The organism is Aeromicrobium sp. REDSEA-S38_B2 (genome assembly GCF_001628525.1).
Taxonomy (GTDB): domain Bacteria; phylum Actinomycetota; class Actinomycetes; order Propionibacteriales; family Nocardioidaceae; genus Aeromicrobium; species Aeromicrobium erythreum.
Genome location: NZ_LUNH01000032.1, coordinates 17,717 through 43,363, shown reverse-complemented (window position 1 = coordinate 43,363; position 25,647 = coordinate 17,717). Strand labels below are relative to the sequence as shown.

Here is a 25,647-nt window from a genome sequence, read left to right as displayed (position 1 = left end):
CGGCTGTGCGTCGTCCCGATCACTACGGCTGGAGCCGCACGCGTTCCCATCCCCCCACGTCGCGGCGGTACAGCAGCCGGTCGTGCACGCGGTTGCGTCGACCGTGCCAGAACTCGATGGTCTCCGGAACCAGGAGGTAGCCGCCCCAGGTCGACGGTCGCGGCACCTCGCCGTCGCCCGCCGCGTCCTCCGCGGCCCGGACCTGGGCCTCGAGGGCACGCCGGTCGGTGACGGGTCGGGACTGGTGGGACCCGACGGCGCCGACCTGGGCGCCGTGCGGTCGGCTCGCGAAGTAGGCGTCGCTCTCGGCCGCCGGCAGACGCTGCACGGACCCCTCCAACCGCACCTGGCGCTGCACGGGGTGCCACAGCAAGGTGGCGGCCGCCCGCGGGTTCGCCTCGAGCTCGCTGCCCTTGCGCGACGTGTAGTGCGTGAAGAACGTGACGCCGCGCTCGTCCAGGCCCTTCATGAGGACGATCCGCACCGACGGGCGACCGTCGAGGGTGGCGGTGCCGAGCGCCATCGCGTTCGGCTCCGGCACGCCCGCGTCGACGGCGTCCCGCAGCCACCGGGTCAGCAGGTCGAACGGGTCGTCGCCCGCCTGCGCCTCGTCGAGCCCGCCCTCCTCGTACTCGCTGCGCATCGCCGCCAGACGGTCGTGGTCGATCGGACGCTCCATGCGGCTCACGCTAGCGCCGCCCGGACCAGCCAGCAGGACTCGCCGTGCCGGGTGCTCATGGCTCAGGGCAGAATGCAGACATGGCTGATGACGTACAGGTGCACCACGGGCTCGAGGGAGTCGTCGCGTTCGAGAGCGAGATCGCCGAGCCCGACAAGGAAGGGTCCGCGCTGCGGTACCGCGGCGTCGACATCGACGACCTCGTCGGTCGCGTGCCGTTCGAGAAGATCTGGGGACTCCTCGTCGACGGCCACTACGAGCCGGGCCTGCCGCCCGCCGAGCCGTTCCCCATCCCCGTCCACTCCGGCGACATCCGCGCCGACGTGCAGAGCGCCATCGCGCTCACCGCGCCGGCCTGGGGCCTGCGCCAGCTGTACGACATCCAGACCCCCGAGCAGGTCCGCGAGGACCTCTCCCGCACCGCCGTCATGATCCTGTCGTACGTCGCCCAGGCGGCGCGCGGCGTCGGCCTGCCGATGGTGCCCCAGGCGGTCATCGACGAGCAGGAGACGATCGTCGAGCGCATGCTCATGCGCTGGCGCGGCGAGGTCAACCCCGACCACGCCAAGGCCATCGACGCCTACCTCGTGTCGGCCGCCGAGCACGGCATGAACGCCTCCACCTTCACCGCACGCGTGATCGCCTCCACCGGCGCCGACGTCGCCGCCGCGCTCTCGGGCGCGGTGGGCGCCATGTCGGGACCGCTGCACGGCGGCGCGCCCTCGCGCGTGCTGCACATGATCGAGCAGGTCGAGAAGTCCGGCGACGCCGAGGGCTACGTCAAGCAGCTCCTCGACTCCGGCGAGCGCCTCATGGGCTTCGGGCACCGCGTGTACCGCGCCGAGGACCCCCGTGCCCGCACCCTGCGCCGCACGGCCAAGGAGCTGAACGCGCCGCGCGCCGAGGTCGCCGAGGCCCTCGAGCAGGCCGCTCTGGCCGAGCTGCGCGCCCGTCGCCCCGACCGCGTGCTCGAGACCAACGTCGAGTTCTGGGCGGCCATCGTCCTCGACTTCGCCGAGGTCCCCCCGAACATGTTCACCGCGATGTTCACGTCGGCCCGCACGGCCGGCTGGAGCGCGCACATCCTCGAGCAGTACAAGAAGGGCCGGCTCATCCGTCCCTCGTCGATCTACGTCGGTCCGTCCGAGCGCAAGGCCGACGAGGTCGACGGCTGGAACCCGGCCTGGGCCGACCGCTGACCCCACGCCCCGCGCGAGCACACGGCGCCCGCCCCGACCACGTCGGGGCGGGCGCCGTCGTCGTCGTCGCGGCTCGGGCTGCGCATCACCAGCAGGCCCCTACGGTGGAAGACATGACCGTACGCGACATCGCACTCAACGACGGCACGACGATCCCGCAGGTCGGTTTCGGCGTGTTCCAGATCGACCCCGCCGACACCCAGGCGGCCGTCGAGCAGGCGCTCGAGGTCGGCTACCGCCACATCGACACCGCCCGGATCTACGGCAACGAGGAGGGCGTCGGCGCCGCCCTGAAGGCCACGGGCCTCGCCGACGAGGTCTACGTGACCACGAAGCTGTGGAACGAGGACCAGGGTCACGAGTCCACGCTGCGCGCCTTCGACGCCAGCATGGGCCGCCTCGGCATCGACACGCTCGACCTCTACCTGATCCACTGGCCGACGCCCGCGCACGACACCTACGTCGACACGTGGAAGGCCTTCGAGCAGCTCAAGGCCGACGGGCGCGTGCACTCGATCGGCGTCTCGAACTTCCGCGTGCAGGACCTGCAGCGCCTCGCCGACGAGGGACTCACCACCCCGGTGGTCAACCAGATCGAGCTGCACCCGGCCCTCACGCAGGACGTGCTGCGCGCCTACCACGCCGAGCACGACATCGTGACCGAGGCGTGGAGCCCGCTGGCCCAGGGCGGGGTGCTCGACGAGTCCGCGGTCGTGGAGATCGCGCAGACGCACGACGCGACGCCGGGCCAGGTCGTGCTGGCGTGGCACCTCGCCCTCGACAACGTGGTCTTCCCGAAGTCGGTGACGCCGTCGCGCATCGCCGAGAACTTCGCCGCCACCGAGCTCACGCTCTCCGACGAGGAGCTGCAGCGCATCAGCGCGATCAACCGCGACGAGCGCACCGGCCCGGACCCGGCCGAGTTCAACTGACCCGCACGCGACGAGACCCTGGCCATCCCCCCGAACGGCCAGGGTCTCGTCGTGTGTGATGGACCATCCCCCCGAGATGCTCCACCGCCGACCCGTCCCCCGACAGGTCGGACGTCGTGTCAGCCGGCGTCGGGCACCAGTCCCGCGACCAGCGGCTGGATGCCGGCGGTGTCGTCGAGCGGCTGGATGCCCTCACCCAGGGGCTGGATGCCCTGGCCGAGCGGCTGGATTCCCTGGACGGTCGCGTTCGCGGCGGCCGGAGCCATCGTGAACAGGGCGGCGGCACCGGCTGAGGCGATCATGGAGCGCGTGCGGTTCGTCGACACCGTGGTTCCTTCCGTGGTCGTCCTGGTAGCAGGAGACTACACCGAACTAGTCCTTTGGGACTAGACCCTGGTAGTCATCAGTTTTTTGCGGCGCGGACGTCGCTCGCGCCTGGAACGCCGGGCGTCCGGTGCGCGGCCGGCCGCGGATGCCCCGACCGCGACGTCTCGTAGGGTGGGACGGTGACCACCGCAGACCTCGCCCGCGCCGCCGCGGATGCCCTGGCCGAACGCACCGGAGGGGCGGCCCACGACGTCGCCCTCGTCATGGGCTCGGGCTGGCTGCCCGCCGCCGACGCGCTCGGCACCCCCGACCACGAGATCGCGCTCGCGGACCTGCCCGGCTTCAGCGCCCCGGCGGTCGCGGGCCACGGCGGGACCGTCCGCTCGGTGCAGGTGGGCGAGCGTCGCGCCCTGGTGTTCCTGGGCCGGACCCACTTCTACGAGGGCAAGGGCGTGGCCGCCGTCGTGCACGGCGTCCGCACCGCAGCGGCCGCGGGCGTGCGCACGGTCGTGCTCACCAACGGCTGCGGCGGGCTCGACCCGCGCTGGACCCCCGGCACCCCCGTGCTGATCAGCGACCACATCAACCTGACGGCCACCTCCCCCATCGAGGGCGCGAACTTCGTCGACCTGACCGACCTGTACTCGAGCCGCCTGCGCGCCCTCTGCCGCGAGGTCGACCCGTCGCTCGACGAGGGGGTCTACGTGCAGTTCCCTGGACCGCACTACGAGACGCCGGCCGAGATCGGGATGGTCCGCGCGATCGGGGGAACCCTGGTGGGCATGTCGACCACGCTCGAGGCCATCGCGGCCCGTGAGGCCGGCCTCGAGGTGCTCGGCCTGTCGTTGGTGACCAACCTCGCCGCGGGCATCTCCGGCGAACCCCTGAACCACGAGGAGGTGCTCGAGGCCGGGAAGGCGGCCGCGAGCCGCATGGGCGCCCTGCTCGCCGACGTCATCCCCCGCATCTGAGCCTGACCGGCCACCCACGCCCCGAGGAGCACCCATGTCCGTCGTCGACCTCGCACTCGACTGGATCAGCCAGGACCCCGACCCGCAGACCCGAGCCGAGCTGCAGGCCCTCGTCGACGCCGACGACACCGCGGCGCTCGAGGACCGCTTCGGCAGCCGTCTGCAGTTCGGCACCGCCGGGCTGCGCGGCGCCCTCGGCGGCGGTCCGAACCGGATGAACCGCGTCATCGTCGCCAAGGCCGCCGCAGGTCTCGCCGCGTACCTGCGCCGTGAGGTCGACGGGGAGCCGTCGGTGGTCGTGGGGTACGACGCGCGGCACAACTCCGACGTGTTCGCCCGCGACACCGCCGAGATCATGCAGGCGGCGGGCGTGCGCGCCTACCTGCTGCCCGTGCACCTGCCGACGCCGGTGCTCGCCCACGCCATCCTGCACCTCGGCTGCTCGGCCGGCGTCATGGTGACGGCGTCGCACAACCCCCCGCAGGACAACGGCTACAAGGTCTACCTTGGCGACTCCAGCCAGATCGTGCCGCCGGCCGACACCGACATCTCCGCGCTCATCGACGAGGTCGGCCGGGTCGACGAGCTGCCCCGCAGCGACGACTACACCGTCTGCGGCCCCGACGTGGCCGAGGCCTACGTGCAGGCCGTCGTCGACCTCGCGCACGACGGCCCACGCGACGTCGTCGCCGTGTACACGCCGATGCACGGCGTCGGACGCGACACCCTCGTCGAGGTCGTGCGACGCACCGGGTTCCCCGCCCTGCACGTGGTGCCCGAGCAGGGCGACCCCGATCCCGACTTCCCCACCGTCGCGTTCCCGAACCCCGAGGAGCCGGGCGCGATGGACCTCGCGCTGAAGCTCGCGGCGGAGGTCGAGGCCGACGTCATCGTCGCCAACGACCCCGACGCCGACCGTTGCGCCGTGGGGGTCAGGGATGGTGAGGCGTTCCGGATGCTCACGGGCGACCAGACGGGAGTGCTCCTGGCCGAGCTGCTGCTGCGCCGCGGCGTGGACGGCACGTACGGCTCGTCGATCGTCTCCTCCGACATGCTCGGCCGCCAGGCCGAGGCGCACGACCGACGCTGGCAGCAGACCCTCACCGGCTTCAAGTGGCTCGGCAAGATCGGCGACCTCGCGTTCGGCTACGAGGAGGCGCTGGGCTACAGCGTGGCCCCGCACGTCGCGCGCGACAAGGACGGCGTGTCCGCGATCCTCGCGGTGCTTGAGCTGGCGGCGGAGCTGAAGGCCGAGGGGCGCACGCTCCTCGACCTGCTCGACGACCTCTACCGCGAGCACGGTCTGCACGCGACCGGCCAGCTGTCGGTGCGCGTCGACGACCTGTCGATCATCGCCGACGCCATGAGCACGCTGCGCACCACGCCGCCGCGACTGCTGGGCGGCCTGGAGGTGACGGCCGTCGACGACCTCGCCGACGGGTACGCGGGCCTCCCGCCCACCGACGGGATCCGCCTCGCCCTGGCTCTGCCGCCGGCGACGGAGGCCGCCCCGCACGGACCCGCGATCGACTCGGCGCGCATCATCTGCCGCCCGTCGGGCACTGAGCCCAAGCTCAAGTGCTACATCGAGGTCGTCGTGTCGGTGCAGGACTCCGTCGAGGTGTCGCGCGAGCAGGCCGACGCCACCCTGGAGGCGCTGCGCTCCGACCTCGCGACGGCCCTCGGCCTCGCCTGACCGAGCGGGCGGCGGCGCCTCTCGCTCGGGCGTCGCCGCGACCCGTCAGGCGGGTCTCAGTCGTCGTCCTTCTTCGGCTCCGGCTTCTTGCCGCAGATGATGCGGTCGGCCGCCTGGTAGACGGCGGTGTCGGTCTCGCGCTTCACGACGCGACCGTCCTTGCGCAGGGTGCGGTAGATGTCGATGTCGAAGCCGGGCAACGCACCCTGGGGTGCGCAGGAGGCCGAGTCGTCGTAGCGCGTCTGGCCGGTGCGGAAGTTGCGTCGCTCGGACTGGCCCGCCTCGACGTCGAACTCCTTCGTGCCCCAGATCTGCACCGTCGTGCGGCCGACGCCGCCGGGCGAGCTCGGCTGCACGAACGAGCGGATGAGCACGCCGCTCTTGAGGTTGTTGCGGAAACGCAGGTCGAGCGACCCGAAGTAGACGGTCGCCTCACGGCCCACCGGGTAGCGGTCGATGTAGAACGCGTGCGGGTGGTGCTCCACGTCGTCGAGCCCGGCGAAGAAGGCGGCGTTGTAGGTGGTGGTGACCACCTGCGACACACCACCGCCGAGCTCGTCGCGGAAGCGACCGCCGTTGATGACCGAGCCGCTGGTGAAGCCGTTCGCCGCCGTCCGCTCGCCCACGGTGTCGTTGAAGGAGAACGTCTCCCCCGGCTCGACGATGGTGCCGTCCAGCAGCTGCGCGGCTCGGCCCTGGTTGATGTTGCGGTACTCGGCGTGCGGGTACTCGGTGGTGAACTCGCTGACCTTCTCGGTGATGCGCAGGGCCTTGGCGTCCTCGGTCGTGAACTCCGGCTCGACGACCTTGGCCTCGACCGTGACGGCGCGCTCGGCTCCGCTGCGCGTGAGCACCGGCACGAGCTTCTCGGCCATCTCCTTCGGCTGCAGGCCGATGCCCTCCTTGCCCGGCACGACCACGGGGCGCTCGCCACGGATCTCCACCGTGGCGTCGACCGCCTTGCGCCCGATGCCGGTGGTGGCGTCGGTGAGGGGCTCGGCGAGCCGCTCCGGGTCGATGACCGGGGTCATCGCGCCGTCGACGGGCTCGACGCGCAGGGCCGGCGCGTAGGCGGTCACGGGCAGCTCGACCTTCTGCCGGCCGACCCGGATGGTCACCGGTGCCGCGACGGCCGGCCGGGCGATCGAGGAGACCGCCTCGCGCAGGCCTGCGACGTCGACGGCGGGCTCGACCGCGGCCGTCGGGACCTTGGCCGGCTCGTCCTGCACCAGGTACTCGTCCTGGATGAGCTGCGCCGTGTCGGCGGTGCGGATGGTGAGCCCGTCCTTGGGCTGGCGCGTCCGCGGCGTGGCGTTCGGGAAGGTGATGAGGGCCTCGGTGACGGGCACGTCGACGGCCTCGCCGATGCCCTGGACGGCCGACCGCAGCGCCTTCTCGTCGACGTCGAGCACGGGGGCGCGGTTGCGGCTGCCGACCACGAGCGCGACCATGTCGCGTGGGTCCCAGCTGCGCGCACCGCCTGCGGAGTCGACGGAGGCGTCGACGTCGAGCGCGAGACCGGCGTCGGACGGCGTGACCTCGAAGCGCTCGTCGCCGTGGACCAGGACGACCGGGTCGTCCTGCTTCGGGCCCAGCTCCTTCTCCAGCGTCGAGCGTGCGCCGGCGGGCGACATGCCGCCGACGTCGACGCCGCCGATGGTGGTGCCGGCGGCGAGCCGGCTGCCGGTGAGCAGGTAGCCACCGACGTAGAGACCGCCCAGCAGGACGACGACGGCGACGAGCGCCCAGCGTCCCCAGTGCCGCCCGGATCCCTCGTCGCCCGGGTAGCCGGCGTCGCCGTCGCCGGTCGGGGGCTCGTCGGACCAGCCGTCGGGGTCCACCGCGTGCGGCGGGGGTGCCGCCGCGAGCGATGCGTCGTCCTGCGTAGCGTCGTCGACGTCCTCGAAGGCCTCGGCCGGCGCTGACGACTCGGCGACCTCCGCCTCGTCCTCGGTCCACTCGCCCTCGGACCCCTCGTCCCCGGACCGCTCGCCCCCAGCCCGGGGGGCGTCGTGGTCGGCGAGCGACCAGCTCTGGGTCGGGGCGTCGTCGAGGTCGAGCTCGTCGGACTCGACCACCGGCTCGACGTCGGCGTCGGAGACGGTCTCGTCGAGGTGTCCCTCGTCGGTACCCTCCACGTCGGGCGACTCCGGTCGCTCGTCGTTCATGCCTGGCTCCCTCGGGTGGTCGGCTCTGCGGCGACGATCGCGCGATCGTGCCCCGTGCGACCGGTAGTACAACAGAGGATCGACCCCTGCGTCACGCCCGTCGGCGCTGGTCGCATTCCTCCCATGATGACGGAGCGACCCCGGCGGCCCCGCACCGCGCTCACCTGGCGAGGCGAGGCGCGACCACGACCGCGGCTGCGCAGAGCCCCAGTCCGCCGATCGTGAAGGTCCACCCCAGGGTGTCCGAGGCCACCAGGTAGGAGCCCGTCGACTGCACCTGCTGGAGCAGCAGGACGAGGGTCCAGCCGAAGCCGAACCACGCCGCACCGACCCGCACCAGGCCGTCGCACGCGACGGCCGTGGCCAGCGTGGCCACGAGCGCGAGCACGAGCCCCCACGGGACGTCGAGGCCGCCCACGTCCACCGTCATGCGGTGCACGACGGCACCGAGCGCACCGACCCACGCGCCCAGCAGCAGCACGCCGGCGCGGGCGAGGACCGCCCGCACGCTCACACGCCCGTGCCGGCGAAGAGGTCGTCCTCGAACGACGTGCCGGGCACGGGTGCCGCGACACCCTTGACCAGGCGGTAGTGCTCGGTGCCCCACGCGCGGAACGCCACGTCGTTGGAGAGGGCGAAGAACGGCCCGTCGACCGAGATCTGCGTGGCGTGGGCACGCATGGCGTCGAGCTTCGCGTCGACCCACGGGCTGCCGTCGATCTCGGCGTCGAGGTCGTCGTCGTCGATGGCGAAGGGTGGCAGGTGGTCGGGGTCGAGCCCCTCCATGAACTGCAGGTCGCCGGCCTCGCGGATCTCCTTGATGCCCTCGCGCATCGCCCGGGCCGACATCGCCGTCCAGTAGACCTTGGCGACGTCCCACGCGTCGCCGAGGTCGTGGCGGTAGGAGCGGGCCGCGGCGAGCGCGACGGCGTAGTGCGCGACGCGGTGCGCCTGCACGTGGTCGGGGTGGCCGTAGTTGCCGAAGTCGTCGTAGGTCACCAGCACCTGGGGACGGACCTCGCGGATCACGGCGACCAGCTCGTTCGTCGCCTCGAGCAGGTCGGCGTGCCAGAAGGCGTTCTCGTGGATGTCGTCGGCGGCCGTGGCGTTGCCGTCGTCGCCCCACTTCATGCCGGAGTCGCGGAACCGGCCGTCGCCGCCGAGCCGCCGGAAGTCCGTGACGCCCAGCAGCCGCATCGCCTCGGTCAGCTCGGTGAGCCGGTGCTCGCCGAGCGCGTCGTCGCGGTCGGCGGCCAGGTGCTCGAGCTCGGGCACGAGGATCTCGCCCATCTCGCCCAGCGTGCAGGTGACCAGCGTGACGTGCGCGCCCTCGCTCACGTACTTCGCCATCGTGGCGCCGTTGTTGATGGTCTCGTCGTCGGGATGGGCGTGGACGAGCAGGAGACGAGGGCCGGGCCCCCGACGGTCGGGCGAGGCGAGCGGGTGATGCCGGCCCCCGACGGTCCGGATGATGGGATGGGCGCATGAGCGTCTCCTACCCTCGCCTCGCCGCCCGCACCGCCCGGTTCACCCTCGGCATCCCGCGCGACCTCACCGTCTCGCCGGACGGTTCGACCGTGTGGTTCGTGCGCACCGCCGACGGCGTCTCGCGCACCGGTGCGCTGTGGGCGCACGACGTCGCGACGGGCGAGGAGCGCGTGCTCGTCGACCCCGCGGCGCTGCTGGCCGACGGCGAGCAGCTGTCGGCGGCGGAGCGGGCCCGGCGGGAGCGCTCGCGCGAGCAGGGTGCGGGCGTCGTCGGGTACGCGACCGACACGGCGGGACGCTGGGCGTCGTTCGCGCTCTCGGGTCGCGCCTGGGCGGTCGAGCTGGCGTCCGGCGAGGTGCACGAGCTGCCGACTGTCGACGGCGTGATCGACCCGCGGGTCGACCCGACCGGTCGACGCGTGGCCTACGCGGCCGACGGAGCACTGCGCGTCGTCGACCTGCCGGGAGGCGCGTCGAGCACCGAGCCGGCCGACACGGCCCTGGCCACGCCGGACACCCCGACGCAGGTGTGGGGGCAGGCCGAGTTCATCGCCGCCGAGGAGATGGGCCGCTTCCGCGGGTTCTGGTGGGCGCCGGACGGCGAGTCGCTGCTCGTCGAGCGGTACGACGACGCCCCGGTCGCGACCTGGCACGTGGCCGACCCCGAGCACCCCGACCGCGCGCCGGTCGAGCAGCGCTACCCGGCCGCCGGCACCGCCAACAGCGACGTCACCCTCTGGCACGTCACGCTCGACGGTCAGCGCACGGAGGTCGGATGGGACCACGAGCGGTTCGAGTACCTGGCCTCGGTCACCTGGACCGAGCACGGCGCACCCGTGCTGCAGGTCCTCACCCGCGACCAGCGCACCGCGGGGGTGCTCGCGGTCGACATCGCCGACGGCTCGACGCGCACCCTCCGCACCCTCACCGACGAGGCGTGGGTCGAGGTGCTGAGCGCGCCGCGGTACGCGGCCGGTGGCCGGCTGGTCTCCGTCGAGGACGTGACAGGGGCGGCGGGGGAGGAGGCGCGCCAGGTCGTCGTCGACGGGACCCCGGTCGGCCCGCGGGGCTGGCAGGTGCGCGGCATCGTCAGCACCCACCCCGACGCCGTCGTCGTGACCGCGTCGCAGGAGCCCACCGAGGTGCAGGTCGTGCGCGTCGGCCTCGACGGCTCCGTCGAGCCGCTGACGTCGGGCCAGGCCGTGCACGGGGCCGCGGTCGGCGGTGGCACCACGGTGGTGAGCCGGTCGGCGCTCGACACGGTGGGCACGACGTTCACGGTGCACCGCGACGGCTCCGACGCCGTGTCGCAGCTGCGCGTCGTGGCCGAGCCCGCTCCCTTCGACCCCGCGGTGACGATGGTGTCGGTCGGCGCCCGGCAGCTGCGCGCCGCCGTCCTGTTCCCGCGCGACCACGTGCCGGGGTCGCGTCGCCTGCCCGTCCTCATGGACCCCTACGGCGGACCGCACGCCCAGCGCGTGCTCGCGTCGGCCCGTATGTTCCTCGAGGCCCAGTGGCTGGCCGACCAGGGCTTCTGCGTCGTCGTCGCCGACGGTCGCGGCACGCCCGGGCGCGGCAAGGCGTGGGAGCGCGAGGTGCTCGACTCCTTCGCCACGGTGACGCTCGACGACCAGGTCGACGCCCTCGCCGGCGTCGCCGAGCGCTGGCCCGACGACGTCGACACCTCGCGCGTGGGCATCACGGGCTGGTCGTACGGCGGCTACCTGTCGGCGCTCGCGGTGCTCGCCCGGCCCGACGTGTTCCACGCGGCCGTCGCCGGCGCGCCCGTGACCGAGTGGCGGCTCTACGACACCTGCTACACCGAGCGCTACCTGGGCCACCCCGACGAGCAGCCCGACGTCTACGACCGCAACTCGCTGCTGCCCCTCGCCGAGCGGCTCGAGCGACCGCTCATGCTCATCCACGGGCTGGCCGACGACAACGTGGTCGCCGCGCACACCCTGCGGCTCTCCTCGGCGCTGCTGGCCGCAGGCCGGGCGCACACGGTGCTGCCGCTGTCGGGCGTCACCCACATGACCCCGCAGGAGGTCGTCGCGGAGAACCTCAAGCTGCTCCAGGTCGACTTCCTGCGCACCCACCTCGACGCCTGACGCGTCCTGCGGACCTGATGACGGTCCTCGCCGCGGTGATCGTCAGAAGGTCCACAGAACGCAAGGGCCGGTCCTACTGCTCGCGCTTGAGGCGCTTGGGAGCGGTGGGGAGGTCGGGGACCGCGGGCGGGGCGGTGTCGGCGCGACGCGGGTCGCCCGGGAGCCAGCCGCCGTACACGTCGACCATGTCGACGACGCGCTTGTCGAACGGCTCCACGACGACCGCCCAGGCGCGGTCCTCGGAGTCGTCCTCGCCCGCGAAGCCCTCGGCCCGGGCGGTCACCGTGTAGCCCTCGGCCTCGAGGGCCTTCACGAGCTCCGCGGCGTCGTCGCGCTCGTCGAACCAGATCTCGTCCATGGCCCCCGATCGTAGGACGTCGGGTCAGCCCTCGTGCAGGGCGAAGTCGTCGAAGTCGAAGCCGGGCGAGACCACGCAGCTCACCAGCGCCTCCTGCTCGCCCGGAAGCGTCCGCTGCCAGACGCCCGCCGGCACGAGCAGCTGCGACACCTGCGTGGCGCCGACCCCGACCACATGCCGCTCGACGGCCTCCGGCACGGCTCCGGAGCCGCCCAGCTCCAGGGCGACCGCGCCCGTGTGGGCCAGCCACAGCTCGTCCGACGCGACCCGGTGCCAGGCGGAGGAGTCGCCGGCCGGCAGGAGGAACCAGATCAGGGTCGCGGTGGGTCTCACGCGCCCATCGGGCAGCGTCACGTCGACCGGCGAGCGCCACGTCTGGCGGTACCACCCGCCCTCCGGGTGCGGCTCCAGCGCGAGGCGGGCGGCAGTGCTGGGGACGTCGGAGGCCTTGGCGGTCATGGCTGCACGGTAGTAGCCTGGAGGTCCCCTACCCGCGAGGTGATCCGCCACCGTGAAGCTCTGAGGTCCGAGCCCAGCGCACGTCCTTCGACGTCAGCGCGTCTCGTCGACCTCCTTCACGGCAGCACCCGGTCCCTGCGAGGACCTTCCGTCGTGACCTCCTGACGACGCGCGCCCGCGCGGCTCACGCAGCCCCGCCCGCCCGCGATCTCCCCGGAGGCCCCATGTCCGCGACCCTGTCCCTGCACCACCTCACCCACACCTGGCCCGACGGCACCACCGTGCTCGCCCACGTCGACCTCGACCTCGGACCCGGCGTCCACGGCCTCGTCGGCACGAACGGAAGCGGCAAGTCGACCCTGCTCCGGCTGCTCACCGGCGACCTGACGCCCACCGAGGGGGTCGTCGCGGTCGGCGGCACCGTCGAGCTGTTGCCGCAGGACCCCGTGCCCTCGGTACGCGGACTCAGCGTCGCGCACGTGCTCGACGTCGCCGACACCCTCACGGCCCTGCGAGCCGTCGAGGCTGGGAGCACCGACCCCCGCGACTTCGACGCCGTCGGCGACGACTGGGACGTCGAGGAGCGGGCGCGCGCCTGGCTCGACCGGCTCGGGCTCCCCCGGGTCGGGCTCGACCGCGACGCCGCGAGCCTCTCGGGCGGCGAGCTGGTGCTGCTGGCGCTGGCCGCTCGGCTCCTGCGCCGCCCGGACGTGCTCCTGCTCGACGAGCCGACGAACAATCTCGATCGTCGCGCCCGTGCACACCTGGCCGAGGCGCTGCACGGATTCGGTGGCGTGGCCCTCGTGGCGAGCCACGACCGCGAGTTCCTCGAGCACGTCGACAGCATCGTGGAGGTGCACGCCGGCACCGTCCGTACGGTCACCGGCGGGTTCTCCGTCTACGAGGACGTGCTCGCGGCCGAGCAGGACGCCGCTGAACGCGCGGTCCGAGACGCGCGGGTCGACGTCCGACGTCAGCAACGCGAGCTCGTGGAGGCCCGCACCAAGCTGGACCGCCGCTTGCGCACCGCCGCCAAGGCCGAGGCCGAGAAGCGGGTGCCGAAGATCATCGCGCACGGTCGACGGATGCAGGCCCAGGTCTCGGCGGGACGCCTCCGCGGCGCGCACGAGGACCACGTCGAGCAGGCGAGAGCGCGGCTCGACGCCGCGCAGGAGAGGGTCCGGGACGACCGCGAGGTGCGACTCGAGCTGCCCGCCACCGCGGTCCCCCGGAGTCGCGACGTGGTGGTCGCGGACGGCCTCGTGCTGCCGCGCGTCGGCACGGCGCTCGACCTGCATCTCCGAGGTCCGGAGCGGGTGGCCCTCGTGGGCCCGAACGGCAGCGGCAAGTCGACGCTGCTGCAGGTGCTGCTCGGCGAGCTCGCCCCGAAGGCCGGCAGCGTCCGCGTCGGCGTGCCCGTGGGGCACCTCGCGCAGCGCCCGGCGCTCCCCGACGAGCAGGCCAGCGTGGTCGACAACGTCCGGCAGGCAGCACCCGACGTCCCGCCCCAGACGGTCCGCGCCCAGCTCGCTCGGCTGCTGTTCCGTGGACGCGACGCCGACCGTGTCGTCGCCACGCTGTCCGGTGGCGAACGCCTGCGGGCTGCCCTGGCGTGCGTGCTGCTGGCGGAGCCCGCGCCGCAGCTCCTGCTGCTCGACGAGCCCACCAACGACCTCGACCTGGTCAGCGTCGGGCACCTGGTCGACGCGCTGCGCGGCTACGAGGGCGCCCTGCTGGTGGTGAGCCACGACGAGCGGTTCCTCGACGACCTCGGCCTCGACCGTCGCGTGGAGCTTCCCTCACCCGGCGAGGTGGTCCCGCTGGCCTGACACTGGACCCGTGGACCCCGACGGACCTGCCCTGCACGGACCCCGGCTCATGCGACAGACGTGGGCGGACATCGCCTTCGTCCACTGGGCCGTCGACCCCGACGTCGTCGCGCCGTTCATGCCGGCAGGGGTCCGGCCCGACGTGCTCGACGGTCGGTCGTACGTGGGCCTGATCCCGTTCCGGATGCAGCACGCGGGCTTCGGGCGCGGGCCGGCGGTCCCGTGGCTGGGCACGTTCCACGAGACGAACGTGCGTCTGTACTCGGTGGACGACACCGGACGTCACGGCGTCGTGTTCCTGTCGCTGGAGTCGGCCCGGCTCGTCGTGTCGGCACTCGCCCGGCTCGTCTTCGGCACGCCGTACACCTGGGCGCGGATGCGGGTCGAGGAGCACGACGGTGTGCACCGCTACACGACGTCGCGACGCTGGCCCGGACCACGGGGCGCGGGCGGTCGGATCGAGGTGCGGCCCGGCGAACGCCTGGAGGAGCCGAGCGAGCTCGAGCACTTCGTCACGGCTCGCTTCGGGCTGCACACCCGGGTGCTCGGACGCACGTGGTGGGTGCCGAACACGCACACCGCCTGGCCGCTGCACCGCGCCGAGCTGACCTCGCTCGACGACACGCTGCTGGAGGCCGCCGGCTTCCCCGGCCTGGCAGGCACGGCGCCGGCGTCGGTGCTGTGGTCGCCCGGCACGTTCACGACGTTCGGGCTCCCGCGCCGTGGCGTGCCGGCGCGGGCAGCAGCCGCCGGGTGAGCAGCACGCCCCACAGCGCCGCGAGCGGGAACATCAGCACGCCGTAGACCGCGCCGGGCACCGAGATCGCCGTCTCGCCGAGCACCTCGACCGCGACGTAGATGGCCAGCGTCGCGTTGTGCACGCCGATCTCGAACGAGCTGGCCACCGCCTGCGCCGGGCCGAGCCCGACGAGGCGGGGCACCGCGAACCCGACCACGAGGCTCACCACGCAGAACAGCGCGGCGGGGAGCCCGACCTGGCGCAGGTAGTCGCCCGCGTCGGAGCCGGTGCTCGCGAGGATCCCGAGGACGAGCACGAGCAGGATGACGGCCGACGCGGTGCGCACCGGACGGTCGGCACGGGCCGCGAGCTCCGGCCGCCGGCGCCGCACCAGCATGCCGAGCAGCACGGGCGCCAGGACGACCACGAAGACCTCGACGACCTTCCGGAACTGCAGCGAGACCTCGTCGTCGAGGCCGTAGTGCTCGATCGCGAGGTTGGTGATGAGCGGCAGCGTGCCGATCGCGACGACGGAGTTGATCGCCGTCAGCGACACGTTGAGCGCGACGTCGCCCCGGAAGAGGTGGCTGTAGAGGTTCGCCGACGTCCCGCCGGGCGACGCCGCCAGCAGCAGCATGCCCACGGCGAGCAGGGGGTCGAGGTCGAAGGCGGTGACGAGGCCGAAGCAGAGCAGCGGCAGGAGGAGCAGCTGGCACGCCAGCGCGACCACCACCGCCTTCGGGTGGCGCCCGACCCGACGGAAGTCCTCGGGCGTGAGCGAGAGGCCGAGCCCCAGCATGATGATGCCGAGGGCGACGGGTAGGCCGACCGTGGAGAGTGCGGAGTCCATGCCTCACCCTAGAGTGATGCACGTCACTTTCCCACCCTCCGCGTCGCGTGCCGGACGGACGGCTACGGCAGGGCGTCGAGGATGGCCGGGACGCGCTCCCGGAAGGCGGCGACGCGGTCGCGGGTGCGCTGCGGCTCGCCCACCTTCTGCAGGTTCGCGATGCCCGCGTCGCCGCGGGCGATGCCGGCCGCGATCCGCTCGCTCGCCGTCGTCATGCGCTCGACGACCGCGTCCAGCAACGTCATCGGACCCCACTCGCCGTAGGCCTCCACGACGAGGTCGAGACGGCGGGCGGTCTCCTCCACGCCGATGTCGCGGTAGAGCGGGATGCCCGTCCAGGCGAGGAACGCGAGGTCGTCGATGGCCCGCCCAGGCCCGGCCATGTCCCAGTCGATCATCGCCACGAAGTGGCCGCTCTGGACGATCCAGTTGTAGGCGCCGGGGTCGTGGTGGCAGACGACCTGGTCGGGCGCGAGCGTCACCGGCTCCTCCCCCGTCCCCCGCCAGCGCAACGGCTCCTCGGGCCGGAAGCCCTCGACGACGTCGTGGTACCCGCGCAGCCAGGTGACCGCCTCGACGAGCACGGTGTCGAGCACGACCTCGTCGTCGACCGGCACGCCGCGACCCTCGACGTAGCTCAGGACCTCTCGGCCCTGGTCGTCGAGACCCTCGACCCTCGGCACGCCGCCGAGGCCCTCGTCGGCGAGGAAGGCGAGCAGGCGGTGCACGGCCGGCGTCCACGGACCCGTCGGCCTGCGGACCGTCCGGCCGATGCGCAGCGCGCCCCCGACCGCGCCCGGGAGGTGCTCGACGTCGGGGCCGTCGGCGTCTGGTGCGTCGTCCACGTGGGTCATCGTGGCACGCTATCCCCCGTGGCTCACGGACACGCACACTCCCACGACGACCTCGACGTCGGACCGCCCCGTCAGGGCCTCGCCGCGACGCTCGCCGTCGTGGTCGGCGCCATCTCGGTGGCCGCGATCGTCGCGATGGTCGTGCTCTGGCCGTCGTCGTCGCAGGTGCCCAAGGCACCCAACCCCCTCAGCGGCGAGGGCGTGACCCTGCTCGACGGCACCGTCACCGCGGTCAAGCCGTTCGACTGCGGGTCCGGCGGCGTGGGGCCGGACAACCAGCCCACCGTCGACGGCGACTGCGCCAAGGTGACCGCCGAGACCGACGACGGCGACGCCACGTTCACCCTCGACTCCGCGCGCTACCAGGCCGGGATCGACACGGGCGACGAGATCGAGGTGCTGCGCATCGCACCCCAGGGCCAGCCGGCGACGTTCGAGTTCTACGACTTCCAGCGCACCTTCCCGCTGCAGGCGCTGGCGATCGCGTTCGCGGTCCTCGTGGTGGCCGTCGCGCGGTGGCGCGGCCTCTTCGCGCTCGTCGGCATCGGCGTCACGCTGGTCGCGCTGATGCAGTTCATCCTGCCCGCCCTGCTCGCGGGGAAGTCGGCCCTCCCGGTGGCCATCGTCGGCTCGACGGTGATCATGACGGTCGTGCTCTACCTGGCCCATGGCGTGAGCATCCGCACGACCAGCGCGCTCTTCGGCACCTACTTCGGCATCATCGGCACCGCCCTGATGGGGGCGCTCGCGACCGACTGGGCGAGCCTCACGGGCATCGGCTCCGAGGACGACCGCACGCTCGTGGCCACCGTGCCGACCCTCTCCATGTCCGGCGTCGTGGCCGCGACCATGGTGATCGCCGGGCTCGGCGTCCTGAACGACGTGACCGTCACCCAGGCGAGCGCGGTGTGGGAGATGCGGGCCCTGCAGCCCACCGCCCGCGCCCGGGAGCTGTTCATGTCGGCCATGCGGATCGGCCGCGACCACATCGCCTCGAGCGTCTACACGCTCGTCTTCGCCTACGCCGGCTCGGCCATGACGGTGCTGCTGCTCATCTCCGCCTACTCGCGACCCCTCGGGGAGATGGCGACCACCGAGGAGCTCGGCCAGGAGATCGTCCGCACGCTCGTCGGCGCGATCGGGCTCGTCCTCGCCGTCCCGGTGACCACGGCCATCGCCGTCGCCCTGGCCCCGCCCGCGGAGGACGAGCCGCTGACCCCGGCCCGACCCGCCGGCCGACGTCGCGCGACGTCGTGACCGTCGGCACGCCTGCCGCGGTCGCCGGCCCCGCGTAGGCTCGCGCCATGGAGTGGGTCGGCGTCGTGCTGTTCGGGGTGGGCGTGCTGGTCGCGCTCGTCGTGGCGCTGTGGCTGTTCCAGCGCTCCCTCGACCAGCCCGGCGGTCGCGACGGTCTCGGCACCATGGGCAACGGCATGGGCGTCATGGACAACTTCTTCAGCCCGTCGCGCGCCGACGCCGCCGAGGAGCTCGAACGTCAGAAGCGTGCTGCCCACGTGATGCCTTCCCCCGACGAGGACGACGAGCTGCGGCACGGCCAGGTGCGGCGCAACCCCGACGGATCCCCTCGCTCGATCCGGCTCACCCGGCCGCCCGAGGACGACTGAGGCCCTCGACGCAGGGCTCGTCGCGTGGGGTGCTCCACCCGTCGCGAGGCGCTCGAGAGGCGCACGTCACGAAACCGGCCTACCGTCGAGTCATGACCACCGCCCGCACGATCGTCGCCAGCACGCTCGGTTTCTACGTGTTCGTCGGTGCGCAGGCGTTGGACGCGCTGCGCGCCAACGGCCGTCGCCGCTGACGCAGCCCCTCCTCAGACGCGCATGGCCTCGCGCAGGCCGCGCGTCGCGAGCTGGTCGGCCAGCTCGTTGTCGGGCACGCCCGAGTGCCCCTTGACCCAGAACCACTCCACCTCGTGCCGCTCGCAGGCCTGCTTGAGCCGCTTCCAGAGGTCGACGTTCTTGACCGGCTGCTTCGTAGACGTGCGCCACCCGTTGCGCTCCCAGCCCGTCATCCACGACGTGATGCCGCCCCGCACGTAGGCGCTGTCGGTGAACAGGTGCACCGTGGAGGGTCGGTTGAGCGTCTCCAGCGCCATGATCGGTGCCATCAGCTCCATGCGGTTGTTGGTCGTGCTCTCGCGCTCGCCACCGCACATCTCCCGCACGTGCGAGCCGTAGCGCAGCACGGCACCCCAGCCGCCGGGACCGGGGTTCGGCTTGCAGCCGCCGTCGGTGTGGATGAGGACGGGGACGGTGGAGGGTGCGGTCGTCATGGCGTCGACCATCCTCGCACCTGGTCGTCGAGCCCTCGCCGGTCGTACCGTGACGCCATGAGCCTGCACACCGCCGACGAACGTTCCGTGCTTGAGGGGCTGCTCGACGTGCAGCGGGCGGAGGTCGCGCTGCTGCTCGACGAGGTCGACGACACCGAGGCGCGCACCCGGCTGGTGCCGTCGGCGACCACGGTGCTCGGGCTCGTCAAGCACGCGGTGTTCGTCGAGCGCGTCTGGTTCCACTCCCGGGTGGCGGGCGTCCCGCGCGAGCGTCTCGGCCTCCCCGCCGCACCGGCCGACAGCTTCGTGCTGACCGACGACGACACGGTCGCATCGGTCCGCGCCGACTTCGACGAGGCGTGCGACATCTCCCGCGCCGTCGCCGCCGCCCACGACCTCGACGAGACCTGGCCGTGGTACGACGGACCCGTCTCGCTGCGCTACGTCTACGGCCACATGATCGCCGAGCTCGCCCGCCACGCCGGGCACGGCGACATCCTGGTGGAGCAGCTGCTCGCACGGCGCGCGTCCGCGCAGGTCTGAGGTCGCTCGTCGAGCGCGCCGGGGCGAGCCTGGCTAGCGTCGGGTCGAGACCTCTGGAGGACCCGTGCCCGACGCCGTCGTCGCCCTGGCCGTCGTGGGGGCCGCGCACGCGGCCTTCCAGCTGACCGTGTCGGTGGTGGTCTACCCGGCGCTCGCGTCGGTGGGCGCCGACCAGTTCACACTGGCGCACGACGCGCACTCGCGGCGGATCGTGCTGCTCGTCGTTCCCCTCTACGCGGCACTGGTCGCGGTGTGCGGGTGGGCGGTCGCCACCGACCCGCGTCCGCTCGTGCAGGCGGCCGTCGCCGCGCACGGCCTAGCGCTGCTCACCACCGCCCTCGTCGCCGCCCCGACCCACGGACGCCTGGGGACCTCCGGCCCCACGCCGTCGCTCCTGCGGCGGCTCGCGGTCTTCGACGGGGTGCGCTCCGTCGCCGCGGTCGTCGGTCTGGCGCTCGCCCTGCTCGCCCTCGGGTGACGCACGATTCTCCTTCTGCGTGGGCAGCGCTTCTCCCTTCTCGTGGACCGTGCCTCGCGAAGGGAGAATCTCTGCCCCTCAGGTCGCCGTCGCCACCCGTACCCGGTTGCCGTCGGGGTCGGTGACCTCGCACTCCCGCGCCCACGGCACCTGCTCGACGTCGGCGCCCAGGTCGGCGGCGATCCGGTCGACGTCGAGCACCCACAGGTAGACCAGCGCCGGCCCGGGCGCGTCGCCCGTGTGCTCGGACAGGTACACCCGGCACCCGTCGCGCACGACGCCGACGAACCGCGGCAGACCGGGCTCGAAGACGTGGCGGAACTCCTCCGCGAACCCGAGCCGCGTCCACCAGGGCAGTGACGCGTCGACGTCGAGGACGCGCAGGATCGGGACGGCCTGGACGGGCGGGCGGCTCATGGGGACGAGCGTCGCACGACAGCGTCAGGCGGTCCAGGGGTCGACGAGCCGGATGCCGGTGCCGTCGAAGTCGGCGACGTTCCGCGTCGCGCAGGTGGCGCTCGAGACGCGGCAGATCGCGGCGATCTGCGCGTCCGCCGTGTGGATGGGACGACCGTCGCGCTCGCGCATCGCCAGCACCTCCGCGTACTCGCCGGCAGCGGCGTCGTCGAACGGCAGGATCGCCCGCGTCTCCCGGTACGGGGCGACCGCCGCGTCGATCGCGGCCGAGAGCGTCGTGCGGCGCCGACCGGCCGGCAGCCTGCGCACGCCTGCCAGCAGCTCGGCGAGCGTGACCGCCGTGATGGCGACCTCGTCGGTCAACGACTGGAGCCACGCGAGCACCCGCTCGTCCGGCTGGCGCCGCAGAGCCTCGGAGACGACGTTGCGGTCGAGAACGATCACTCGAGGTCCGCCGCGCGGGCCTGGTCGGTGCGGCCCGGCAGCTCGACGTCGTCGAACCCGCCCGCCTCCTGCCCCGCCTGCAGTAGCGCGAGCCCGATGTGGGGGCGCCGGGTCGCGCGCGTCAGGATGTCGCGCGCCTCGGCCTCCATCGACCTGCCGTTCTCGCGCGCCTGCGCGGCGAGACGCTTCTTGACGGACTCCTCGAGCCCGCGGACCACGATCGAGGTCACCGCGACCACCTACCCTTCGCTGCTATCAACGATGATAGCAGCGAGACGCGACCCGCCATCCGTCGACGCGAGCCGGCCAGCCGTGCTCGACCTCGACCATCCGTGGCTCACACGTTGAAGCGGAACTCCACCACGTCGCCGTCGGCCATCACGTAGTCCTTGCCCTCCATGCGGACCTTGCCGGCGGCCTTGGCGTCGTTCATCGACCCGGCGGCGACGAGGTCGTCGAAGGAGACGATCTCGGCCTTGATGAAGCCCTTCTGGAAGTCGGTGTGGATGACGCCGGCGGCCTCGGGGGCGGTGGCGCCCTGCTTGATCGTCCAGGCGCGCGCCTCCTTCGGGCCCGCCGTGAGGTAGGTCTGCAGGCCGAGGGTCGCGAAGCCGACGCGGGCCAGCGCGTCGAGGCCCGGCTCCTCGACGCCCATCTCGGCGAGCATCTCCGCACGCATCGCCTCGGCCTCCTCGTCATCGCCGAGCTCGACCAGCTCGGCCTCGCTCTTCGCGTCGAGGAACACGGCCTCGGCGGGGGCGACGAGGTCGCGCATCTTCTGCTTGAGGGCCTCGTCGGCCAGCTCGTCGGCGTCGCAGTTGAACACGAACAGGAACCGCTTCGCGGTCAGCAGGTGCAGGTCACGCAGCAGCGCGAGGTCGAGACCCGCGTTCAGCACGCCCGTGCCCGACTCCAGCGCGGTCTGGGCCTTGCGGGCCTCCTCCAGCTGCGCGACGAGCTCCTTGTCCTTGCGCGACTCCTTCTCCAGGCGCGGCACCGCCTTCTCGACGGTCTGCAGGTCGGCGAGGATCAGCTCGGTCGAGATGGTCTCGATGTCGCTGCCCGGGTCGACCTTGCCGTCGACGTGCGTGACGTCCTCGTCGCGGAACACGCGGGTGACCTGGCAGATCGCGTCGGACTCGCGGATGTGCGACAGGAACGCGTTGCCCATGCCCTCGCCCTCCGACGCACCGCGCACGATGCCGGCGATGTCGACGAACTGGACCGTCGCGGGCAGGATCTTGGCCGACCCGAAGATCTCCGCGAGCGTGTCGAGCCGGGAGTCGGGGACGCCGACCACGCCGACGTTCGGCTCGATCGTCGCGAACGGGTAGTTCGCCGCGAGGACGTCGTTCTTGGTCAGGGCGTTGAAGAGGGTCGACTTGCCCGCGTTGGGGAGTCCGACGATGCCGATGCTGAGTGCCACGAGGCACCAGCCTACTGGTGCGGGGCGAGGGTCCCGACCGCCGGGAGAGGCAGGGCGAAGGCACGCAGCGTGCGGTCGTACCAGTCGTCGCGCAGGCCGAGGTCGCTCATGCCGAGCCGGCGGCAGACCGCCTGCGAGGGTGCGTTGTCCGGATGCGTCACCGCGACCACGCGGGGCAGCCCGGCCGACGCGGCGCGCTCGAGGAGCGCCGACGCCGCCTCGGTCGCGTAGCCCCTGCCCCAGGCGCGCGGGTGCAGGTGCCAGCCGACCTCCCAGTCGCCGGCACCGTCGCCGTGCTCCCGGCCCGCCGAGGCGGGGATCGGCACGAGCATCACCATGCCCACCGGGGGCAGCGCCTCGTCGCGACAGACCGCGAGGACACCGGCCGCCGGGTGCGAGCCAGCTCGTTCCGGCATGCGCGCGATCCGCGCCTCTGCCTCCGCGACGTCGCGCATGGGCTCGCCGGTACCGCTCCACCGAGCCACCTCCGGCAGCGAGAACCAGCCGAACAGCGCACCGGCGTCGTCCGGCTCGAAAGGCCGCAGCAGCAGCCGCCCCGTCCGCAGCACAGGGCTCGCGCTCATGCCGGGCCCTCGACCACGTGCTCCGGGCGGAGCAGGAGCAGACGACTGGTCCCGCCGTACCAGGGGTCCTCGCGCTCACCGAGGTCGTCGGCACCCAGACGTCGCGCGACGGCCAGCGAGGGAGCGTTGTCGGGGTACATGGTGACGGTCAGCGCCTCGTGGCCGGCCTCGAAGGCGGCGGCGGTGAGTGCCCCGGCGGCCTCTGTCGCGTAGCCGTGCCCGGCACTGTCGGGGTGCAGGTGCCAGCCCGTCTCGTACTCGCCCACGAAGCCGCCCTCGAGGCGCTCCAGCCGCGCCACGAGCACGCATCCGGCCACGTCGCCGCTCTCGCGCACCTCGACCGCACGCCAGGCCTGCCGCGGGTCGTCGGCCTCCTTCGTGCGCACCTTCTCGACCCAGGCCAGCGCTGCCTCGAGGTCGGGCATCGGGACGAACGGCGGGTTGTCGAGCCAACGGATGACGTCGAGCCGCGACAAGGTGTCAAGCACCCGCGGGGCGTCCGCGGCCTCGTACGGCCGCAGCAACAACCGCTCCGTCTCGACGCGGTCGGGAAGCATGCGCCGAGCCTATCCGCGCCCTGCGGGCGTGGACGCCGGTGCGACGATGGGCCCATGACCGTCATCAAGATCAACGCGATCACCGTCCCCGCCGAGAACGGCGACGAGCTGGCGCACCGGTTCGCCGCCCGCGCCGGTGCCGTGGACGGGTCGGAGGGCTTCGAGGGCTTCGAGCTGCTGAAGCCGACCGACGACCGCGAGCAGTGGCTCGTCGTCACCCGCTGGCGCGACGAGGAGTCGTTCCAGGCCTGGCTGCAGTCCCCGGCGTTCGCGCACGGGCACCGGTCGGAGTCCGAGCGTGCCGGCGGCGAGGAGCCCAAGCCGGTCGCCTCGCACAGCGAGCTCTGGAGCTACACCGTCGCGGGCGGCTCGCCCGGACACGCCTGACGCCCGCCGTTCCAGCGCGTTGCCACGGTTCTGTCGGCGTCATGGCCTAGCGTCGGGTCCATGGCCGCCACCGTGGCAACCACACGCGTCGGGCTGGCCCCCAACGACGTCGGGGCCCGCCGGACGATCCTGCTCGCGTTCGTGGCGCTGCTGCTCGTCACGCTGCTCGACGTCAGCACCGACGGTCGGCTCGGTGCGGTGTTCTCGGTGGGCTTCGTGCTCACCGCGGTCACCGTGCCGCTCGCGATCGACGTCCGCTCGCTGCTGCCCGCAGGCGTGCTGCCACCGATCCTGCTGGTCGTGTGCGTGGGGCTCGCGGCCGCGCTGTCGCCCGACGCGGTCGAGGTCGCGGGGCTGCCGGAGGGCACCGGCTGGTTCGGTCGCACGCTCACCGGCACGATCGACCGGGGCGTCACGCTCCTCGTGGGCCACGGGCTCGCGCTGCTGACCATCGTCGCGCGCATCCTCCTCGACCCGCACCACCCCCGCCGCACCCGCCGGATGCGTTGACGTGGAGGAGTACCAGCGGCTCAACCGAGCCATGTGGGACAGCCGCGCCGCGCGACACGCCGCCTCGACGTCCTACGACCTCGACCGGTACCGCCGCGACCCGCACGCCATCAGCGACGTCGTCCGCTTCGACCAGCCGCGGCTCGGCGACATCACCGGGCTCGACGTCGTCCACCTGCAGTGCCACATCGGCACCGACACCCTCAGCCTGCACCGGCTCGGCGGACGCGTCACCGGCCTCGACCTCTCCCCCGCCTCCCTCGACGAGGCCCGACACCTCGCGGCCGACGTCGGTGCCGAGATCACCTACGTCGAGTCCGACGTGCACGCCGCGCCCGACGTCCTGGGACGCGGCGCCTTCGACGTCGTCTACACCGGTATCGGCGCCGTGTGCTGGCTCCCGAGCATCGACCGCTGGGCGGCCACCGTCGCGGCGCTGCTGCGCCCGGGTGGACGCCTGGTCTTCCGCGACTGCCACCCGATGCTCGGCACGCTCGAGGTCGTCGACGGGCGGATCGAGATGGTCTACCCGTACGCCGAGCACGTGCGGCCGTTGGTCTTCACCGACACCGCGTCCTACGTCGACCCCGACGACCACTCGCTGCCGGGGCTGCCGTCGCACGAGTGGTCGCACGGCCTCGCCGAGATCCTCACCGCGCTGCTCGCCCACGGGATGACGCTGGAGACCGTCCTCGAGCACGACTCCGTGCCCTGGGTGCCGCTGCCCGGGTTCATGTCGCCGCACCCCGACCTCCCGGGCGAGCACCGGCTCACCGACCGACCGGAGCGGCTCGCGGCCAGCTTCACGATCGTCGCGATGCTCAGCCGCTGAGGGCGTCGAGCACCTTCTGCACGCGGCGCGCGCGGGTGTCGTCACCCTTCGCGTCGGCCACGCTGCGAGCGTGCTCCTTGCGTCGCGACGGGGCCAGGGCGTCGAAAGCGGCCCGCAGACCGGCAGCGTCGAGCGCCTCGGCCAGGGCCGCAGGCACCTCGACCTCGCGCGGCGCGTCGTCGGGGCGCAGCACGACGTCGACCTCCTGCCCCACCTCCACACCGAGCTCGGCGCGCGCCGCCTTGCTGAGGCCCACGAGGTTCTCGCCACCCATGCGGGCGAGCCGCAGGCGCGCGGTCGAGGCGCCGATCGTCACGACCACGGGGAAGGCCTTCGCGTCACCGAGCACGGCGACCTGCTCGTCGGACAGGACGATCGCGGCGGCGGGCCCGCGCGGCTCCAGCGTGGTCGTTAGGTGCAGCTCGGTCAAGGCGTCCTCCCGGGGTCTCCCTCAGCGTAGGGCCGGGACGGGGTCTCGCACCGCAGTTGCCCACGTCGGGCCCGCTGCCTACCGTG

Annotated in this window: 31 protein-coding genes; 14 read left to right on the top strand and 17 right to left on the bottom strand. The window is 73.0% G+C overall.

What is annotated here, in order from left to right; genetic code table 11:
• Positions 1-22: 22 nt before the first annotated feature.
• Complete coding sequence (pdxH, locus tag A6Q81_RS08110; protein WP_286690126.1) at positions 23-679, bottom strand: pyridoxamine 5'-phosphate oxidase; 657 nt, start codon at positions 677-679, stop codon at positions 23-25.
• 80 nt (positions 680-759) lie between these two features.
• Between pdxH and A6Q81_RS08105 the strand changes: the two genes are divergently transcribed.
• Entirely contained in the window at positions 760-1,878 is a 1,119-nt protein-coding gene (locus A6Q81_RS08105; RefSeq protein ID WP_253025882.1) for a citrate synthase 2, read from the top strand.
• A gap of 113 nt (positions 1,879-1,991) precedes the next feature.
• Positions 1,992-2,810: an aldo/keto reductase gene (locus A6Q81_RS08100; protein ID WP_286690125.1), complete on the top strand. Its 819-nt coding sequence runs from the start codon at positions 1,992-1,994 to the stop codon at positions 2,808-2,810.
• A gap of 119 nt (positions 2,811-2,929) precedes the next feature.
• On the opposite strand, the gene A6Q81_RS08095 is transcribed toward A6Q81_RS08100, so the two are convergent.
• Positions 2,930-3,136 (bottom strand): hypothetical protein, encoded by a 207-nt coding sequence (locus A6Q81_RS08095; RefSeq protein ID WP_286690124.1) that lies wholly within the window; start codon positions 3,134-3,136, stop codon positions 2,930-2,932.
• A gap of 180 nt (positions 3,137-3,316) precedes the next feature.
• Here A6Q81_RS08095 and A6Q81_RS08090 point away from each other — a divergent pair, with 180 nt between their 5' ends.
• The gene (locus A6Q81_RS08090) at positions 3,317-4,108 is read left to right on the top strand and encodes a purine-nucleoside phosphorylase (protein ID WP_253025876.1); all 792 of its coding nucleotides are present in this window, start codon (positions 3,317-3,319) and stop codon (positions 4,106-4,108) included.
• 34 nt (positions 4,109-4,142) lie between these two features.
• The gene (locus A6Q81_RS08085; RefSeq protein ID WP_286690123.1) at positions 4,143-5,804 is read left to right on the top strand and encodes a phospho-sugar mutase; all 1,662 of its coding nucleotides are present in this window, start codon (positions 4,143-4,145) and stop codon (positions 5,802-5,804) included.
• A 56-nt stretch (positions 5,805-5,860) separates the two neighbouring features.
• Here the strand turns inward: A6Q81_RS08085 and A6Q81_RS08080 are convergent, their stop codons facing one another.
• From A6Q81_RS08080 to mshB, 3 genes are all read right to left on the bottom strand, one after another.
• On the bottom strand, positions 5,861-7,972 hold the full coding sequence (locus A6Q81_RS08080; protein ID WP_067859258.1) for a VanW family protein: 2,112 nt from the start codon (positions 7,970-7,972) through the stop codon (positions 5,861-5,863).
• 160 nt (positions 7,973-8,132) lie between these two features.
• Entirely contained in the window at positions 8,133-8,486 is a 354-nt protein-coding gene (locus tag A6Q81_RS08075; RefSeq protein WP_067859261.1) for a hypothetical protein, read from the bottom strand.
• Positions 8,483-9,373, bottom strand: coding sequence for an N-acetyl-1-D-myo-inositol-2-amino-2-deoxy-alpha-D-glucopyranoside deacetylase (gene mshB, locus A6Q81_RS08070; protein ID WP_286690137.1), 891 nt, complete (start codon positions 9,371-9,373; stop codon positions 8,483-8,485). Before mshB ends, A6Q81_RS08075 begins: the two co-directional genes overlap by 4 nt.
• 83 nt (positions 9,374-9,456) lie before the next feature.
• Here mshB and A6Q81_RS08065 point away from each other — a divergent pair, with 83 nt between their 5' ends.
• The gene (locus A6Q81_RS08065) at positions 9,457-11,571 is read left to right on the top strand and encodes a prolyl oligopeptidase family serine peptidase (RefSeq protein WP_286690122.1); all 2,115 of its coding nucleotides are present in this window, start codon (positions 9,457-9,459) and stop codon (positions 11,569-11,571) included.
• Between the two features lie 73 nt (positions 11,572-11,644).
• Here A6Q81_RS08065 and A6Q81_RS08060 read toward each other — a convergent pair whose 3' ends face one another.
• Positions 11,645-11,929 carry a hypothetical protein gene (locus tag A6Q81_RS08060; protein ID WP_286690121.1) on the bottom strand — a complete coding sequence of 95 codons (285 nt, stop codon included), beginning with the start codon at positions 11,927-11,929 and terminating at the stop codon, positions 11,645-11,647.
• A gap of 24 nt (positions 11,930-11,953) precedes the next feature.
• Complete coding sequence (locus A6Q81_RS08055; RefSeq protein WP_286690120.1) at positions 11,954-12,388, bottom strand: cupin domain-containing protein; 435 nt, start codon at positions 12,386-12,388, stop codon at positions 11,954-11,956.
• Between the two features lie 224 nt (positions 12,389-12,612).
• Here A6Q81_RS08055 and A6Q81_RS08050 point away from each other — a divergent pair, with 224 nt between their 5' ends.
• Both A6Q81_RS08050 and A6Q81_RS08045 read left to right on the top strand, forming a co-directional pair.
• Complete coding sequence (locus A6Q81_RS08050) at positions 12,613-14,217, top strand: ABC-F family ATP-binding cassette domain-containing protein (protein ID WP_286690119.1); 1,605 nt, start codon at positions 12,613-12,615, stop codon at positions 14,215-14,217.
• Positions 14,218-14,227: 10 nt separating this feature from the next.
• Entirely contained in the window at positions 14,228-14,974 is a 747-nt protein-coding gene (locus A6Q81_RS08045; RefSeq protein ID WP_236749736.1) for a YqjF family protein, read from the top strand.
• Here A6Q81_RS08045 and A6Q81_RS08040 read toward each other — a convergent pair.
• The gene (locus tag A6Q81_RS08040; protein WP_286690118.1) at positions 14,916-15,806 is read right to left on the bottom strand and encodes a bile acid:sodium symporter family protein; all 891 of its coding nucleotides are present in this window, start codon (positions 15,804-15,806) and stop codon (positions 14,916-14,918) included. The two genes, A6Q81_RS08045 and A6Q81_RS08040, sit on opposite strands and share 59 nt — an antisense overlap.
• Before the next feature lie 62 nt (positions 15,807-15,868).
• Entirely contained in the window at positions 15,869-16,651 is a 783-nt protein-coding gene (locus tag A6Q81_RS08035) for a phosphotransferase (protein WP_286690117.1), read from the bottom strand.
• A gap of 27 nt (positions 16,652-16,678) precedes the next feature.
• Between A6Q81_RS08035 and A6Q81_RS08030 the strand changes: the two genes are divergently transcribed.
• The gene (locus A6Q81_RS08030; RefSeq protein ID WP_144433769.1) at positions 16,679-17,917 is read left to right on the top strand and encodes a YibE/F family protein; all 1,239 of its coding nucleotides are present in this window, start codon (positions 16,679-16,681) and stop codon (positions 17,915-17,917) included.
• Positions 17,918-17,964: 47 nt separating this feature from the next.
• Positions 17,965-18,285 carry a hypothetical protein gene (locus A6Q81_RS08025; protein ID WP_286690116.1) on the top strand — a complete coding sequence of 107 codons (321 nt, stop codon included), beginning with the start codon at positions 17,965-17,967 and terminating at the stop codon, positions 18,283-18,285.
• Positions 18,286-18,491: 206 nt separating this feature from the next.
• Here the strand turns inward: A6Q81_RS08025 and rnhA are convergent, their stop codons facing one another.
• On the bottom strand, positions 18,492-18,953 hold the full coding sequence (gene rnhA, locus A6Q81_RS08020) for a ribonuclease HI (protein ID WP_286690115.1): 462 nt from the start codon (positions 18,951-18,953) through the stop codon (positions 18,492-18,494).
• Between the two features lie 57 nt (positions 18,954-19,010).
• Here rnhA and A6Q81_RS08015 point away from each other — a divergent pair, with 57 nt between their 5' ends.
• Positions 19,011-19,496 carry a DinB family protein gene (locus A6Q81_RS08015; RefSeq protein ID WP_286690114.1) on the top strand — a complete coding sequence of 162 codons (486 nt, stop codon included), beginning with the start codon at positions 19,011-19,013 and terminating at the stop codon, positions 19,494-19,496.
• 64 nt (positions 19,497-19,560) lie between these two features.
• The gene (locus A6Q81_RS08010) at positions 19,561-19,974 is read left to right on the top strand and encodes a hypothetical protein (protein WP_286690113.1); all 414 of its coding nucleotides are present in this window, start codon (positions 19,561-19,563) and stop codon (positions 19,972-19,974) included.
• 78 nt (positions 19,975-20,052) lie between these two features.
• Here A6Q81_RS08010 and A6Q81_RS08005 read toward each other — a convergent pair whose 3' ends face one another.
• From A6Q81_RS08005 to A6Q81_RS07980, 6 genes are all read right to left on the bottom strand, one after another.
• The gene (locus A6Q81_RS08005) at positions 20,053-20,391 is read right to left on the bottom strand and encodes a glyoxalase superfamily protein (RefSeq protein WP_286690112.1); all 339 of its coding nucleotides are present in this window, start codon (positions 20,389-20,391) and stop codon (positions 20,053-20,055) included.
• A gap of 24 nt (positions 20,392-20,415) precedes the next feature.
• Entirely contained in the window at positions 20,416-20,835 is a 420-nt protein-coding gene (locus tag A6Q81_RS08000; protein ID WP_286690111.1) for a type II toxin-antitoxin system VapC family toxin, read from the bottom strand.
• On the bottom strand, positions 20,832-21,065 hold the full coding sequence (locus A6Q81_RS07995; RefSeq protein WP_286690110.1) for a FitA-like ribbon-helix-helix domain-containing protein: 234 nt from the start codon (positions 21,063-21,065) through the stop codon (positions 20,832-20,834). The genes A6Q81_RS08000 and A6Q81_RS07995 overlap by 4 nt, the downstream gene beginning before the upstream one ends.
• Positions 21,066-21,172: 107 nt before the next feature.
• Positions 21,173-22,261 (bottom strand): redox-regulated ATPase YchF, encoded by a 1,089-nt coding sequence (gene ychF, locus A6Q81_RS07990; protein WP_286690109.1) that lies wholly within the window; start codon positions 22,259-22,261, stop codon positions 21,173-21,175.
• A gap of 11 nt (positions 22,262-22,272) precedes the next feature.
• Entirely contained in the window at positions 22,273-22,845 is a 573-nt protein-coding gene (locus A6Q81_RS07985) for a GNAT family N-acetyltransferase (RefSeq protein WP_286690108.1), read from the bottom strand.
• Positions 22,842-23,402 (bottom strand): GNAT family N-acetyltransferase, encoded by a 561-nt coding sequence (locus A6Q81_RS07980; protein ID WP_286690107.1) that lies wholly within the window; start codon positions 23,400-23,402, stop codon positions 22,842-22,844. The genes A6Q81_RS07985 and A6Q81_RS07980 overlap by 4 nt, the downstream gene beginning before the upstream one ends.
• Before the next feature lie 54 nt (positions 23,403-23,456).
• Between A6Q81_RS07980 and A6Q81_RS07975 the strand changes: the two genes are divergently transcribed.
• The 3 genes from A6Q81_RS07975 to A6Q81_RS07965 are packed head-to-tail and all read left to right on the top strand — an operon-like array spanning position 23,457 to position 25,131.
• The gene (locus tag A6Q81_RS07975) at positions 23,457-23,789 is read left to right on the top strand and encodes an antibiotic biosynthesis monooxygenase family protein (RefSeq protein WP_286690106.1); all 333 of its coding nucleotides are present in this window, start codon (positions 23,457-23,459) and stop codon (positions 23,787-23,789) included.
• 60 nt (positions 23,790-23,849) lie between these two features.
• Positions 23,850-24,299 (top strand): DUF6542 domain-containing protein, encoded by a 450-nt coding sequence (locus A6Q81_RS07970; protein WP_067859310.1) that lies wholly within the window; start codon positions 23,850-23,852, stop codon positions 24,297-24,299.
• 1 nt (position 24,300) lies between these two features.
• Positions 24,301-25,131: a class I SAM-dependent methyltransferase gene (locus tag A6Q81_RS07965; RefSeq protein WP_286690105.1), complete on the top strand. Its 831-nt coding sequence runs from the start codon at positions 24,301-24,303 to the stop codon at positions 25,129-25,131.
• On the opposite strand, the gene A6Q81_RS07960 is transcribed toward A6Q81_RS07965, so the two are convergent.
• On the bottom strand, positions 25,121-25,561 hold the full coding sequence (locus A6Q81_RS07960; RefSeq protein WP_286690104.1) for a YdeI/OmpD-associated family protein: 441 nt from the start codon (positions 25,559-25,561) through the stop codon (positions 25,121-25,123). The genes A6Q81_RS07965 and A6Q81_RS07960 overlap by 11 nt on opposite strands.
• Positions 25,562-25,647 lie beyond the last annotated feature (86 nt).

Coding starts and splice junctions, on each gene's coding strand:
- A6Q81_RS08065 (WP_286690122.1), top strand. CDS start 9,457: ATGAGCGTCTCCTACCCTCGCCTCGCCGCCCGCACCGCCCGGTTCACC.
- A6Q81_RS08015 (WP_286690114.1), top strand. CDS start 19,011: ATGAGCCTGCACACCGCCGACGAACGTTCCGTGCTTGAGGGGCTGCTC.
- A6Q81_RS07970 (WP_067859310.1), top strand. CDS start 23,850: ATGGCCGCCACCGTGGCAACCACACGCGTCGGGCTGGCCCCCAACGAC.
- A6Q81_RS08025 (WP_286690116.1), top strand. CDS start 17,965: ATGGAGTGGGTCGGCGTCGTGCTGTTCGGGGTGGGCGTGCTGGTCGCG.
- A6Q81_RS07975 (WP_286690106.1), top strand. CDS start 23,457: ATGACCGTCATCAAGATCAACGCGATCACCGTCCCCGCCGAGAACGGC.
- A6Q81_RS08105 (WP_253025882.1), top strand. CDS start 760: ATGGCTGATGACGTACAGGTGCACCACGGGCTCGAGGGAGTCGTCGCG.
- A6Q81_RS08060 (WP_286690121.1), bottom strand. CDS start 11,929: ATGGACGAGATCTGGTTCGACGAGCGCGACGACGCCGCGGAGCTCGTG.
- A6Q81_RS08050 (WP_286690119.1), top strand. CDS start 12,613: ATGTCCGCGACCCTGTCCCTGCACCACCTCACCCACACCTGGCCCGAC.
- A6Q81_RS08005 (WP_286690112.1), bottom strand. CDS start 20,391: ATGAGCCGCCCGCCCGTCCAGGCCGTCCCGATCCTGCGCGTCCTCGAC.
- A6Q81_RS08100 (WP_286690125.1), top strand. CDS start 1,992: ATGACCGTACGCGACATCGCACTCAACGACGGCACGACGATCCCGCAG.
- A6Q81_RS07980 (WP_286690107.1), bottom strand. CDS start 23,402: ATGCTTCCCGACCGCGTCGAGACGGAGCGGTTGTTGCTGCGGCCGTAC.
- A6Q81_RS08080 (WP_067859258.1), bottom strand. CDS start 7,972: ATGAACGACGAGCGACCGGAGTCGCCCGACGTGGAGGGTACCGACGAG.
- pdxH (WP_286690126.1), bottom strand. CDS start 679: ATGGAGCGTCCGATCGACCACGACCGTCTGGCGGCGATGCGCAGCGAG.
- A6Q81_RS08055 (WP_286690120.1), bottom strand. CDS start 12,388: ATGACCGCCAAGGCCTCCGACGTCCCCAGCACTGCCGCCCGCCTCGCG.
- A6Q81_RS07985 (WP_286690108.1), bottom strand. CDS start 22,845: ATGAGCGCGAGCCCTGTGCTGCGGACGGGGCGGCTGCTGCTGCGGCCT.
- A6Q81_RS08085 (WP_286690123.1), top strand. CDS start 4,143: ATGTCCGTCGTCGACCTCGCACTCGACTGGATCAGCCAGGACCCCGAC.
- A6Q81_RS08040 (WP_286690118.1), bottom strand. CDS start 15,806: ATGGACTCCGCACTCTCCACGGTCGGCCTACCCGTCGCCCTCGGCATC.
- rnhA (WP_286690115.1), bottom strand. CDS start 18,953: ATGACGACCGCACCCTCCACCGTCCCCGTCCTCATCCACACCGACGGC.